General features: G+C 60.4%; 20 protein-coding genes. All 20 read left to right on the top strand.

The window, feature by feature from the left end; translation table 11 throughout:
* Positions 1-285: 285 nt before the first annotated feature.
* The 20 genes from PU634_RS04970 (at position 286) to PU634_RS04875 (ending at position 12,076) form a co-directional block, all read left to right on the top strand.
* The gene (locus tag PU634_RS04970) at positions 286-480 is read left to right on the top strand and encodes a hypothetical protein (RefSeq protein WP_306762956.1); all 195 of its coding nucleotides are present in this window, start codon (positions 286-288) and stop codon (positions 478-480) included.
* A gap of 478 nt (positions 481-958) precedes the next feature.
* The gene (locus tag PU634_RS04965) at positions 959-1,135 is read left to right on the top strand and encodes a hypothetical protein (RefSeq protein WP_306762955.1); all 177 of its coding nucleotides are present in this window, start codon (positions 959-961) and stop codon (positions 1,133-1,135) included.
* Positions 1,136-1,364: 229 nt separating this feature from the next.
* Positions 1,365-1,568, top strand: a complete 204-nt coding sequence (locus tag PU634_RS04960; RefSeq protein WP_306762954.1) for a hypothetical protein — start codon at positions 1,365-1,367, stop codon at positions 1,566-1,568.
* 15 nt (positions 1,569-1,583) lie between these two features.
* On the top strand, positions 1,584-2,993 hold the full coding sequence (locus PU634_RS04955; protein ID WP_306762953.1) for a PD-(D/E)XK nuclease-like domain-containing protein: 1,410 nt from the start codon (positions 1,584-1,586) through the stop codon (positions 2,991-2,993).
* A gap of 12 nt (positions 2,994-3,005) precedes the next feature.
* Positions 3,006-4,064, top strand: coding sequence for a RecT family recombinase (locus PU634_RS04950; RefSeq protein ID WP_306762952.1), 1,059 nt, complete (start codon positions 3,006-3,008; stop codon positions 4,062-4,064).
* A gap of 45 nt (positions 4,065-4,109) precedes the next feature.
* Positions 4,110-4,367, top strand: a complete 258-nt coding sequence (locus PU634_RS04945; protein WP_306762951.1) for a hypothetical protein — start codon at positions 4,110-4,112, stop codon at positions 4,365-4,367.
* Positions 4,364-5,035 (top strand): MT-A70 family methyltransferase, encoded by a 672-nt coding sequence (locus PU634_RS04940; protein WP_306762950.1) that lies wholly within the window; start codon positions 4,364-4,366, stop codon positions 5,033-5,035. The genes PU634_RS04945 and PU634_RS04940 overlap by 4 nt, the downstream gene beginning before the upstream one ends.
* A complete protein-coding gene (locus tag PU634_RS04935) occupies positions 5,017-6,228 on the top strand; it encodes a helix-hairpin-helix domain-containing protein (protein WP_306762949.1) in 1,212 nt (403 codons plus the stop codon). Before PU634_RS04940 ends, PU634_RS04935 begins: the two co-directional genes overlap by 19 nt.
* Positions 6,229-6,247: 19 nt before the next feature.
* Positions 6,248-7,174 carry a recombination-associated protein RdgC gene (rdgC, locus tag PU634_RS04930; protein ID WP_306762948.1) on the top strand — a complete coding sequence of 309 codons (927 nt, stop codon included), beginning with the start codon at positions 6,248-6,250 and terminating at the stop codon, positions 7,172-7,174.
* Positions 7,171-7,689 (top strand): Mu-Gp12 family protein, encoded by a 519-nt coding sequence (locus PU634_RS04925; RefSeq protein WP_306762947.1) that lies wholly within the window; start codon positions 7,171-7,173, stop codon positions 7,687-7,689. Before rdgC ends, PU634_RS04925 begins: the two co-directional genes overlap by 4 nt.
* Positions 7,686-7,982, top strand: coding sequence for a hypothetical protein (locus PU634_RS04920; RefSeq protein ID WP_306762946.1), 297 nt, complete (start codon positions 7,686-7,688; stop codon positions 7,980-7,982). Before PU634_RS04925 ends, PU634_RS04920 begins: the two co-directional genes overlap by 4 nt.
* Positions 7,979-8,317: a hypothetical protein gene (locus PU634_RS04915; protein WP_306762945.1), complete on the top strand. Its 339-nt coding sequence runs from the start codon at positions 7,979-7,981 to the stop codon at positions 8,315-8,317. The genes PU634_RS04920 and PU634_RS04915 overlap by 4 nt, the downstream gene beginning before the upstream one ends.
* On the top strand, positions 8,314-8,694 hold the full coding sequence (locus PU634_RS04910) for a hypothetical protein (RefSeq protein ID WP_306762944.1): 381 nt from the start codon (positions 8,314-8,316) through the stop codon (positions 8,692-8,694). Before PU634_RS04915 ends, PU634_RS04910 begins: the two co-directional genes overlap by 4 nt.
* Positions 8,691-9,245 (top strand): phiTE_072 family protein, encoded by a 555-nt coding sequence (locus tag PU634_RS04905; protein WP_306762943.1) that lies wholly within the window; start codon positions 8,691-8,693, stop codon positions 9,243-9,245. The genes PU634_RS04910 and PU634_RS04905 overlap by 4 nt, the downstream gene beginning before the upstream one ends.
* Entirely contained in the window at positions 9,235-9,882 is a 648-nt protein-coding gene (locus PU634_RS04900) for a hypothetical protein (protein WP_306762942.1), read from the top strand. The genes PU634_RS04905 and PU634_RS04900 overlap by 11 nt, the downstream gene beginning before the upstream one ends.
* Positions 9,876-10,193: a hypothetical protein gene (locus tag PU634_RS04895; protein ID WP_306762941.1), complete on the top strand. Its 318-nt coding sequence runs from the start codon at positions 9,876-9,878 to the stop codon at positions 10,191-10,193. The genes PU634_RS04900 and PU634_RS04895 overlap by 7 nt, the downstream gene beginning before the upstream one ends.
* On the top strand, positions 10,190-10,738 hold the full coding sequence (locus tag PU634_RS04890) for a YoqU family phage-derived protein (RefSeq protein ID WP_306762940.1): 549 nt from the start codon (positions 10,190-10,192) through the stop codon (positions 10,736-10,738). The genes PU634_RS04895 and PU634_RS04890 overlap by 4 nt, the downstream gene beginning before the upstream one ends.
* Entirely contained in the window at positions 10,735-11,295 is a 561-nt protein-coding gene (locus tag PU634_RS04885) for a hypothetical protein (protein WP_306762939.1), read from the top strand. Before PU634_RS04890 ends, PU634_RS04885 begins: the two co-directional genes overlap by 4 nt.
* Positions 11,292-11,834: a class I SAM-dependent methyltransferase gene (locus tag PU634_RS04880; RefSeq protein ID WP_306762938.1), complete on the top strand. Its 543-nt coding sequence runs from the start codon at positions 11,292-11,294 to the stop codon at positions 11,832-11,834. The genes PU634_RS04885 and PU634_RS04880 overlap by 4 nt, the downstream gene beginning before the upstream one ends.
* On the top strand, positions 11,831-12,076 hold the full coding sequence (locus PU634_RS04875) for a hypothetical protein (protein WP_306762937.1): 246 nt from the start codon (positions 11,831-11,833) through the stop codon (positions 12,074-12,076). The genes PU634_RS04880 and PU634_RS04875 overlap by 4 nt, the downstream gene beginning before the upstream one ends.
* Positions 12,077-12,097 lie beyond the last annotated feature (21 nt).

Genomic DNA, 12,097 nt, shown 5'->3' with positions numbered 1-12,097 from the left:
CAAAACAAAGCAAAAGCCCGCTGCGATGCGGGTTTTTTTATGGGCGCAGAAAAAAATTTAAATAAACTTAAATTCTCTATTGACCTTGAAAGGCTGCAGATCTAAATTACTTACCAAGCAGGACTTAAGAAAACTTAAGTTTAAGTGAAGGGAGAAACCCCTCGGACCAACAAGGGGTTTCAAGCGGTGGCAAACCACCAAGACTATAACCGCGTTCAGAGGACCAACTCTTGTGCGGCCATGCCGCCAAGAGGACCAACTCAGGCGACACAGGGGAAATATAACATGACCACTCCATTTTTTGCCAGGGCCAAGAAAATCATCACCACTCGCGCCATCAACCTGCGCGACCTGCTCAACGGCAACGCCGGCCGCCGTCAGCGCCTGCGCGCCAAGGCACTCTACGCCACTGTCTGCTGCGAAAGCCACCACATCATCAAGGCCAGGGAAGCAGCCCGGCACAAACTCCAACACCCCTAACGGCCCGGGCTCGGCCAGCGAGCCCAAAGCCAAGCACCTTTCAGAACCACGCATAAGGGTTCTTGGCTTTCTGCGCCCGAATTTCGGGCCACAGAACAATTACAGCGCCGGAGCAACCCCGGATAGCAAGGAGAGTGGCGAAGCACTCTTCCAGACCCCGCGAGGGACCGACCTGCAATGAGTTCTTTACCGAAGCCCGCTTTCGAGCGGGCAACGGCAAGCCCATTCCCTCCCCTTTTACCTTTACTTGGCAGTTCAGCGGCGAAGATGGGGAGTGGGCTTGACCGTTGTGGTGAATGCGCAGTGATGTTGATGTGGCAAGCCTCTCAAGGAAGCTTAAACAAGCGCGTAGGGTTACGGCCACGACCTACGTAAGCCGGAAATGCACCGGCCACCACAACCCACTCACTAGCACCGTTGTTAGCGGTGATGTTTCACCCCGGCCAGTCCGGGGCTTTTTATTCCAATGGAGAAGTTCATGAAGAAACAAGACACCTTGCTGCTTGGCGTGATTGTCGTTTTGATGGCCGCCGCCAACTTCATCGTCAAATTCTTTGGCATTGAGCTGGATGAGGTAACCGAGGCGGGTATCGCTCTGGCACTCGCGGTTATCGGAGTCCCGGTCATCCTGTTGGCTAACCGAAAGACCAAATAAGGCCACTGGCCACAACCAAACATCTGTGCCCCAGCCGGCGGTGGGAAACACCGGCAACCGGGCCGCGCACCTCCAGTGTGGCTGCCTGCCACCAAAAAAAAGCGCGGTGACCGGCTGACCGAGGGGAAAGGCCCTCACCCAGCCCTTATTGCAGGGTGCGTCCAGCACCTTGTTAGAACTGTTCCGTCCCTTTTCTTCAACCCGGGCGCATCCTGCCATAGGAGGCTGCATGCTGTTCATCAAAACCCAACCACCCATCAAGCGACCCAGCCTGAGGCAACTCAGGACTGAACTGGCCGCCGACGGCTGGCAACTCTGCTACAGCCTTCGGCGCGAGCGCACCAGTTTTTATATCAAGGGCGAACGCCATGCCGCGCGCGTCCAGCCGCTGCCTGCCGGCGGCGCCCAGGCCGATATCGGCATTCTCAACTGAACAAGAGGACCAACCATGGACCAGATCACCCGCACCGTTGAGCCCGCCCAGGGCTTTGTATTCAACGCCGAGCAGATCAAGCCCGGCATTTATCAGGGCATCAGCAACGACGACTACCAGCGCGGCCCCGGCATCAGCAAGGGCCATATCGACCACGCCCTCACCAATGGCCGGGTTTACCAGTATTACAAGGTGGACGGCAACGAGCAGAAAGAAACTGCCGCTTTCCGTGAGGGCAAAATCCTGCACAAGGCGCTGCTGGAGTTCGACGACTTCCACACTGAATACGCCGTGATGCCAGCCATGCCCGAAGGTGCCCTGAGCAGTGCCGACGAGTTGAAAGGCTGGATTGAGCAATACAACGCCGGCCTGCCGCAAAAGCCGGACGCCGCCGACCTCATCACCGCCATCGAGGCTTATAACGAGGGCCTGGCCGCCCCCCTGCCCGCCGGCAACCTGGAAGAAGCCGAGGCCAGCTACAGCAAGCTGCCCGCCGAGCACCAGAAGATCGGCGAAGATGAAAAGCGCACCCTCACCCGGCTCAAGGCCTGCATCAAGGCCCACAACGACACCCTGCCCAAGCCGCTCAAGGCCAAGGGCAGCTACGCCACCCTGCTGGAAAGCTACGCCGCCTGCAGCAGCGAACACGCCGCCCAGGTGGAAGAGTGGAAGCAATACCCCGAGCCCCTGAGCATGGGTGGCAGCAAGGCCGACCTGATTGAGCGGATCCGCTCGGTAGACGAAAGCGTCCAGTTCGTGGATGAAATCGTGGCCGAGTTCAAGGCCCACCACGAAGGCAAGGAAATCCTCAGCCAAGACGAATGGATCCACGTTCAGCGGATCCGCGAGGCGGTGCTGGCCGAGCCCGAGGCCGCCATGCTGCTGGAAGAGGGTGTGGCCGAGCAGAGCATTTACTGGCGGCACCACAAAACCGGTGAGCTGCTGAAATGCCGGCCCGACTGGGCCACCCCCGACCATGTGCTGGTAGACGCCAAGTTCGTGCTGGACGCTTCACCCGCCGGCTTTGCCCGGGACGGCAGCAAGCACAACTACCACATTCAGGACGCCCACTACAGCGAGGGCTACGAGTCCGTTACCGGCATCAAGCCGGGCTTCGTGTTCATCGCTATCCAGAAGGACGCGCCGCTGGGCCAGGAGGCGTTCAAGCCGGTGCTGGTGGGTGTGTACCACTACAAGGACGAAGACCGCGCCCGGGGTCTTGCTCTGCGCGACCTGGGGCTGACCAGCATTCTGCGCTGGCGAGCCGCCGGTTACTGGCCGGGATACGACGGCATTCATGAAATTGAAGTGCCGCAATACCAGGCCAACCGCGAAAAAGCACTGATCGACGGTTACGACTGGTCACTGGCCGACCTGCAGACCGACGAGCAGGAAGAAGAGTTCAACGAAGTGCTGTTTTCATAAGGAGCGACGATCATGTTCGGACAACAACAAGAGCAATACCAGCAGCCGGCCGCCGCTCCGGTGGTCAGCCACCCGGCCAGCGTGGCCAATGAGCGCGGCCAGCAGAGCGTGCTGTCGCTGATGATGAACCCGGCGCTGATGCAGAGCATCGACAGCCTGGCCACCCTGATGGCCGAGGGCACCGTGTCCACACCCCAGCACCTGCGCGGCAAAAAGGCGGATTGCTTTGCCATCTGCCTGCAGGCCATGCAGTGGGGCATGAACCCCTTCCCGGTGATGCAGAAAACCCATCTGGTTAACGGTGTGCTGGGCTACGAGGCGCAACTGGTCAACGCCGTGATTGTGAACTCGGGCGTTATCAAGGGCCGGTTCTCTTACCGCAAGTTCGGCCCCTGGGAGCGGGTGCTGGGCAAGTTCGCGGTGCGCGAGAGCAACAAGGATGGCAAAAAGAGCACCTACCGGGTGCCCGCCTGGACCCCGCAAGACGAAGAGGGCTGTGGCGTTGAGGTGAGCGCCACGCTTACCAACGGCAAGACCGAAACCATTGAACTGCTGCTCACCCAGGCTCGCACCCGCAACTCCACCCTGTGGGCCGACGATCCTTATCAGCAGCTGTGTTACCTGGCAGTGAAACGCTGGTCCCGACTGTATACCCCGGACGTGATCATGGGCGTGTACACGGTGGACGAGCTGCAACCAGAGGTGGAGATAAACCCACCGGGCGACGACGCCAAAAGCCGCATGGAAGAAATGGCCGAGCGCGCGAAGAAACGCCGCGAAGCCATGCGCGCCTACCAGCAGGACGCCGAGGAGGTGGTGGTTGACGACGAGCCGGCCGAGCCCGAACAAGCCGAGTTCGACCGCGACACCGGCGAGGTGTACCAGCAGGAAGACGACGCACCGCCCAGCCCGGCGGACGAGTTCAAGATTTACATTGGCGAGTGCCAGACCCTGCAGGAGCTGAATGCCCTGGGCAAGGAAATTGGCATGAACAAGCAGTTGTCGGATGCCGACAAAGCCGCCATTCAGCAGGCCTACACCCAGCGCGCCATTGCACTGAAAGGCCAGTAACCCAATCAGGCCGGGGCAACCCGGCCCTCACCCACGGAGGCAGTTATGGAAGAGCCCTGCGTGTCACTGGAAGAGGCCCAGGCAAGGGGCCTCAAGTTTTACTGGACCGGCGAGGCCTGCCGGCGCGGCCACGTCGATTACCGCTACACCAGCAGCAAAAGCTGTGTGCAATGCCTGCGCGACCGAAGCGGCGGCAAGCCCGCGGCGCCCACCTCATTCACCAGCAACCAGACCCGCAAGCGGGCCGCCCGATTGGCCTTTGACCTGGAGCTGAAGCGGATAGAAAAGGAGCACCAGCTTTGAAGTACACCCTGATTTATGCGGACCCGCCCTGGCAATACCGCGATAAGTGCAACAGCGGCGAGCGCGGCGCCCACTTCAAGTACCCGGTAATGAACCTGACCGACATTTGCCGGCTGCCGGTGCACACCCTGGCCGCCGAAAGCTGCCTGCTGGCGATGTGGCATGTACCAACCATGCCCGCCGAAGCGCTCAAGGTGATCGATGCCTGGGGCTTTCGGCTGATGACCATGAAAGGCTTTACCTGGGGCAAAACCTACAAAAACAAGACCGACAAACACGCCATCGGCATGGGCCACATGACCCGGGCCAATAGCGAGGACATGCTGTTTGCAGTCAAGGGCAAGCTGCCGCCCCGCGTGAACGCCGGCATCTGCCAGCTGCAGATTTACCCCCGCATGGAGCACAGCGCCAAGCCACCCGAGTTTCGCGATCACCTGGTAGATCTGCTGGGTGACGTGCCGCGCATTGAGCTGTTCGCCAGAGATTCGGCGCCCGGCTGGGACCACTGGGGCAACGAGCTGAAAAGCGAAACGTCGCTAATCCCCGGCGGATTCCTGAAGGGAAAGTGGGTAGCAAAGCCAGATAGCCTGAAGCCAGACAGGCGGGAGATAGATCGCCTTGTGAACATTGTTAAGGGGAGCAACACGGCATGCAAAGACCCGATTTAAACACCGTTATCAACAGCGCCTTTACCGGCCTGCGCGCCCAGATTAACACCGCGCGCGAGCTGGCCGCCGGGGCCTCCGCCGGGATCCTGGATACCCTGCTGAGTGAGACCGGCTTGCTCAACATTCATCACCAGAGCCTGACCGACGCCGCCAGCGCCGAGGCTGACGACTACAACGAGCTGATCGGCGAGGTAGAGCGTCGGGACGAGCAAATCAGCAACCTGCAGCTCAAAGCCGAGAGCAAGGAAGCCGAGCTGCGTCAGGCCCGGGCCGACCGCGACGGCGCGGTGGCGGACAAGGCCGAAATGGCTGCCGCCCTGGCATCCAGCGAGGCCCGGCTTGCCCTGGAGCAGGACGCCACCAAGCAACTGTCTCGGGAGCGCATCACTCTGGCCAAGGAGCTGAAAAACGCACAGAGCGAGCTGGAAGGCATGGAGCGACTGCGCAAGCAGAACAAGGCCAAGCAGCAGGAGCTGGTTGAGCTCAGGAAGGCCGCGGATCAGCTGCGCGCCACCAACATCCAGATCCGCAACGACCGCGCCGAAACCGAAAAGCGCCTGGCTGACCTGGTGAAAGACAACCTGCGCATGAAAGAGGAGCTGGAAAACGCCCGCCTGCGGTTGATGGACAACGACGGCAGCGTGATCAACAAAACCTACGAGGGCGAGGATGGCGTTGCCTGGTATGTCTACCAGTTCAACTTCGGCCTGCGCTACCACCGCTGTGGTGACATGGATCTGGTGGGCGATTTGGAGTGGCATGCCGAAATCCGCACCACCACCGGCCATTGCGCCCTGGTGCTGGTGGATGAATACCTGCGACCCGAGCACCCCGACACCAGCCATTACACCGGTGCCGTGCCCGGCGAGCTGCTGACCGACCTGCAGGAGCTGATCCTGCGCCGCTGCCAGGACAGCCACCCGGACCACTACCAGCGACACCTGTGGGCCCGCGACACCGGCATCGAAACCCTGGGGATGACCACGCAGCTAACCAACAAGCTGATCAGCCTGGGCTACTGCACCGTGCTGGATCTGCTGTCGGCCACCGTCGCGCAGCTGGCCAAGCACCCGGGACTGGGTGACAAAACCGCCCGCCACGCCTGCGAGCAGGCCCGAAGCGCCGCCCGCATCTGGATGAAGGAGCGCAAAGACGAACTGCGCCGCCAGGCCAAGCAAGAGAAAGCCGCATAACCAACAAGAGGACCAACCCATGATTTTCAAAAGCCTGATGATTTACCGCTTCACCTGCCCCTTTGAGCTGACCGCCGAGGAGCTGGAGCAACAACTGGCCACCCTGCCCTTCACCCCCTGCGGCAGCCAGGAGCAAACCCGGTTCGGCTGGGTATCCCCGCTGGGCAAACAGGGCCAGACCCTGACCCACATCGCCGGCCGGCAGATTCTGATCTGCGCCAAGCGGGAAGAAAAGATGCTGCCGACCTCCGTGGTCAATGATGAAGTAGCCGAGAAGGTGGAAGCGCTGGAGGCCGAGGAAGGCCGGGCGCTGAAGAAAAAAGAGAAGGACGCCATCAAGGAAGAGGTGATCGTCAGCCTGTTGCCCCGCGCCTTCAGTCGCTTTCAGCAGACCATGGCCTGGATAAACCCGGATGCCGGCTTTATTGCCGTGGACGCCAGCTCCGTCCGCCGCGCAGAAGATGTGCTGGCCCTGCTGCGCAAGAGCATTGGCTCACTACCGGTGGTACCGCTGGCCATGACCACCCCGCCCGAGCTGACCCTGACCGACTGGCTGAAGGCGCAGCAGGCACCGGCCGGCTTCAGCCTGGAGGACGAGGCCGAACTGCGCTCAGCGCTGGAGCATGGCGGCATTATCCGAGCCAAGCAGCAGAACCTGCTGGATGACGAAATGAAGGCCCACCTCGATGCCGACAAGCTGGTCACCAGCCTGGCCCTGAACTGGGCCGACAGCCTGAGCTTTGTGCTGAAGGACGACATGAGCATCAAGCGCATGAAGTTTTCGGAAGAGCTGCGCGAGCAGAACGACGACGTGGGCACCGAAGACGTCCTCGCCCGCTTTGACGCTGACTTCACCCTGATCACCGGCGAGCTGACCCGTTTTATTGCCGATCTGATTGAGGCCATGGGTGGGGAAGAACGTGACGGCAAGGAGCAGGCAGCATGAGCACCAAATACTACAAAACCAGCGAGCCGGCAGTGATTGCCGCCTACCAAAAAATGATGGCCGACGCCCACGACCTGCGCGACCGCGCCCAGGCCTGCTGCAACGAGTTTGACGCCATGCCGGTGATTGGCCAGTGCGCCAGGGAGTACCGCTACCATGGCATGCGCCTTAACGGCTTCGACGTCCGGGAAGACCGGCACCTGTGGACCAGGCCGGACCCGAACTATGGGGGGCTCAGCAAGGTTCGCAGCCGGTTGACCGGCCACAGCGCCGAGCTCAAGGAGCTGAGAGCCAGAGTTAAGCAACACTGGCCGGAGCCCGACACGGTATCAAAGGACGGGCTCTATCAAGCCCTGGGCACCAACTGGGGAAACATCCTGCTGTGTGGCATAGCCATCACCGAGTACAACGGCACCCTGTACTTGGCCACCTCCGCCACCCTTACCGGTTGCACCGAGATAACCGGCAGCGAGTACCAACAGGCTGAGCGCGAAGAAAGGGAGAAAGCCGCATGAGCAAGTACCGCAAGGGCAAGCTGTACATTCGTCGGATGAAACCCACCGACAAATCAGACAGCTTCTTCACTGCCATGGATATGGCCGTCAATCAAATGATATGCCAGACGCACAAACGCAAGCCACCCATGGTGCTGGTGCGCCACGGCTTCAAGCGCGCATCGGTAATGACCGCGGGCTACTCCCGCCGGCAGGTAGAGAGACGCCTGCTTGGTCGCGGTACCGGCCCCAAGCAGGGCGGCAACCGTTTCAAGCGCATGGCCAGGAGCTGGAAGGTTAAGGAGGCGGCATGACCAAACTAAGCCAGGGCCTGCTGCACACCTGCGCGAATGGTGACTGCACCTGCGGCGCCATTCTTGATCATCAGTCCGACTATATAGCTACGGCGCACAACCCTGACAACCAGCGCCGGCTGGTCGCTTGCTGGAACGCTTGCCACGGGCTCAGCACCGAAGACCTGGAAACAAAAGGGCTGGCCATGGCGTTCGGCAATCAGCTGCTGGAATTGGAGCGGCAGCGTGATGAGCTACTAGCTGCACTGGAGAGCCTTAACTACGCGGCATCAGCCGATAGTCGTAACGCAAAGATCGTGCGGGCCGCTATCGCCAAAGCCAAGGAGGCATCATGAAACCGCTCAATTTCATTGAGGAGGCGGCCAGGAAGAAGCTGGCCGCCCCAGCTGGCTGGGCAATGTCCGGGTGGGAGCGAGTAGGCGACACCAACGACCTGATTGTTAAAGGCGGCATCCCCTACACCGTCAAGTCCGGCACCAACAAAGGCAGGCGTTCATGGCAGGGCGTAAAGCTGGACCGCGCTGCCGTGACCGAGGCAGAAACTCGTCAGGCAAAGCTGGACTACGAGCGAGACACCGGCAACTGCGCCGTGTGCCAAGGCAGCGGAAAGGCCTGGGCAGGCTGGGACCACATTGACGGCAACAGATACGAGCCATGCCAGCGCTGCGGGGCTACGGGCAAAGCGCCACTGATCGCCAAGGAGGCATCATGAAACTGGAAGTCAGCAGCGTCACCAAGCTCCGCCTGACCGAGCTGGAGAAACTGGATCCGGTCACCGTCATCCTGGAAGACATGGGGCCCGGCCGCGGCAAAATTATCATCGAGAGCTTCGGGCAAAGCTGGGCCAGCTTCTGGCCGGCTATGGGTAGTAGGAACATCGCCCAGTTCTTCGTCAGCTGCGACGAGCACTATCTGGCGGGAAACCTTGCGGGCAGCATCCGGGATGAAGTAAACGATGAAGACGCCGTAGAGCTCGCCTGCAAACAGGCCATTCTTCGTGTTCGCCGGCAGCGCCCGGAAGACCTGAGCGCGGAGGACGCCCGCCTGTTGTGGGATGACAGCATTGGCCTTGAAGATCTGGCGCACAGGCACTTCCTCATTAGTTACGAGCGTGACCTTTGCGAACTGCTTTTCGAGTGCAGCTTTTACGAATGGGATATTCCCCAGAAACCCAACCCCTACTATGAGCGCCTTTGTCTGCTGATCCGCACGGTTCAGGATGGACTACGCCAGTACCTGAAGGGCCAGGAAGATGCAGCCTAAGAAACCCACCCGGGGCGCCAAGGTAGAGCGCCCCTGCGCAACCTGCAGCAAGCCCATGCAGGTGCGCGCAGCAGATGTAAAACGCGGCTGGGGCCGCTTCTGCTCAAAGTCCTGCAAGGCCAAACACAAATCCAATGAATGCCAGGAGGCACCCATGTTCAACCCGCCCCGCCCCACCCTCACCCCTGACATGATCAAGGCCGCCGCCGAGAAGCTGGTAAGCCAGCCCTACTTTCCGCTCGATGAGATCGGCGTAAGCAAAGACGAAGCCATTGAACACCTGACCTGCTGCTACCGTCACCATATGGACAGCTACGAGCTGGCCAAGTCGCTGGACGACAACCACGGCTGGCACGTCAACAGCGTGCTGGTGGATGACCTGGGGTGCATGGGCGCCTTCGTCAGTGGCGCACTCAAAGAAGCAGAGCGGGCGTGGCTGGCAGAGCACAACATTCAGCCGCCGCTGCCGGTGGGCACCGAGCTGAACATTGGCGTGATCACCGACGTTGCCTGTCACCACTCCCCCGGCTGCTACCTGGTCAAACTGCATGACGACGGCCCGGACGAGCAAACCGGGCACCGCCGGAGCATTGTCCGGTTTGAGGACGCCAAGCTGAAGGAGCAAGCAACATGCTGAACCACCACCCCAGCCAAATCGGCATCTGGTTTGAATACGACGGCGGCCGGTATAAGGACGTCTATCACATTCGCCTGCACAGCGGCGAAGAGCTGCGCTGCATGTACCCCAACGGCAACGCCTGGTTCCGAGGATTTAACGGTGACGAGGCGGCTATCGGTCGCGATATTCGGGACATTGATGTATCCCACATCATGCTGGCTCCCGATGAAGACCTGCACGAACTGAACTTTACCGGCGAAGAGCGACTCAAGCGAAATCTGAGGATGTTTGCCGGACTCATACCCGAACTGGAGGCCGATAATCCATGACCAAGCGATACGAATGCAGCCGCCGGCACTGTCGCTGGACCGGCACCGATGACGAAAAGAACCGCACCACCGAGAAAATGGACAAGCTGGAAATCACCACCCTGGTTTGCCCCAAGTGTGGCTGCGACAGCTTCTATGAGCTGCCCGACCCGGCCCCCAGCGAGCGGGCGGACAAGGCCAATGAATGGCTCAGATTTATCGGCGACCACGGTCGCCGTTTCTTTTTCCACGATGGCCACTACGCCACCCTGGAGCAGGACGCCCGTGGCCGGGTGTGGTTCGTTGACTACTACAGCCGGCGCCGCATCTATACCCATACCGAACGAAAGTGGCGCGGCTTTACCAGCGGCGGCACCCTGCGCGGCGTGGTAGAGGTGCTGCGCGATTACATCCGACTCGGTCATCAGTTCAACCCGGGGTACTTCACCCATACCCGCCTGAGCGGCGGCCATATCTGGGGCTACAGCACCGAGGACATGACAGCCATCCGTGACGAGGGCGTCCGGCTGGGCATCGTCACCAAGCCGCAGGAGGCCGCAGCGTGAGCACACCAGGGCACATAGATCGCATCATCGAGCGCCTGGATCCGGTAGGCCGGGAGGCGCTGGAACAACAACAAGCTGAAATGGAGGCCGGAGTGAGCAAAGAAGGTGAATCCAGCAATGAATTGATAATCCGAGCGCTGTCTTTTATTGCCACAGCAAAAGAAGAAGATGGCGGTGAGTACAACGCGCTTATGGATGGGGCAAAGCGGATTAGTTCGCTATCTCAAGAATGCGAGAAATTGAGACAGGAACGGGACGAGCTGGCGGCGCACGCAACAGAACTGGCCTTACATGCCGGAAGATGTGCTACCGAGTTGGCCGATCTGATAGACAGGCACAACACCCAGGGCCCTGATGACGGCTCTATGCGCTATGACCACCAGACACCCTGGGAGACGTTACAGGTAACTCGTCGCCGCCCTGTCGCCAGCCTGGCTGAGGTTAAGGCCAGAGCCATTGAAGACGCTATGAGCCGAATCAATGTCTCCTCGAATGGGAGAATTTGTTATTACGAGCTGATGGATCACGCTGACCACCTGCGCAAGGAGGCCCAATGAGTGAGGCTTCAGAGAATCCACAATTGCTGCAGCCCTCGGTGCTGGATCCCTGCTGCGGCTCACGAATGATGTGGTTTGACCGTCAAAACCCGAATGTGATTTTCGGTGACCAGCGACACGAGGTGATTACAGTCACCGACAGGAGCCACGGCAAAGCGGACGGCACAAGAACCTTGCGCATTGAACCTGACGTAATGCTCGACTTTCGCGACCTGCCGTTTCCCGACGGGGCATTCAAGCTGGTCGCATTCGACCCGCCACACCTGGAGCGGGCCGGTCCCAAGTCATGGCTGGCAGCAAAGTACGGAAAGCTGTCGGACAACTGGCGTGAAGACTTGCGCCTGGGCTTTGCTGAGTGCTTCCGCGTACTGGAGCCACACGGAGTTCTGGTGTTCAAGTGGAACGAAACCCACGTCAAGCTGAAGGAAGTTCTTGCCCTCACCCCAGAGCAGCCGCTGTTCGGCCAGGTTTCCGGGCGCGGAGGCCTCACGCATTGGCTGGTTTTCATGAAGCCAGGCCGCACACAGGAGGCCAAGTGATCTACACCTTGAGACCCTACGGTGGCCCCCACGCCGGCAGCCTGCATCATGTTGTGCACGCCGAAACCGGCGCTGTTATCCGCAACGCTACACGGCTGGAGGTAAAGCTCTGGCGCCACTGCCAGGCGCTGGAGAAAGCCAATCGTAATCTGCAGGCGCAGCTGGATGACATGACCGCCGAGCGGGATGAGCTGGACATGCAGCTCGCACAGCAGTCCGCCACCAGCGAAACCGCAATCTAAACCTTCTACCGCAACACCCCA

Source organism: Oceanimonas pelagia (genome assembly GCF_030849025.1).
GTDB lineage: Bacteria > Pseudomonadota > Gammaproteobacteria > Enterobacterales > Aeromonadaceae > Oceanimonas > Oceanimonas pelagia.
The sequence above is the reverse complement of the archived record's forward strand: the minus strand, read 5'-3'. Positions and strand labels throughout refer to the sequence as shown.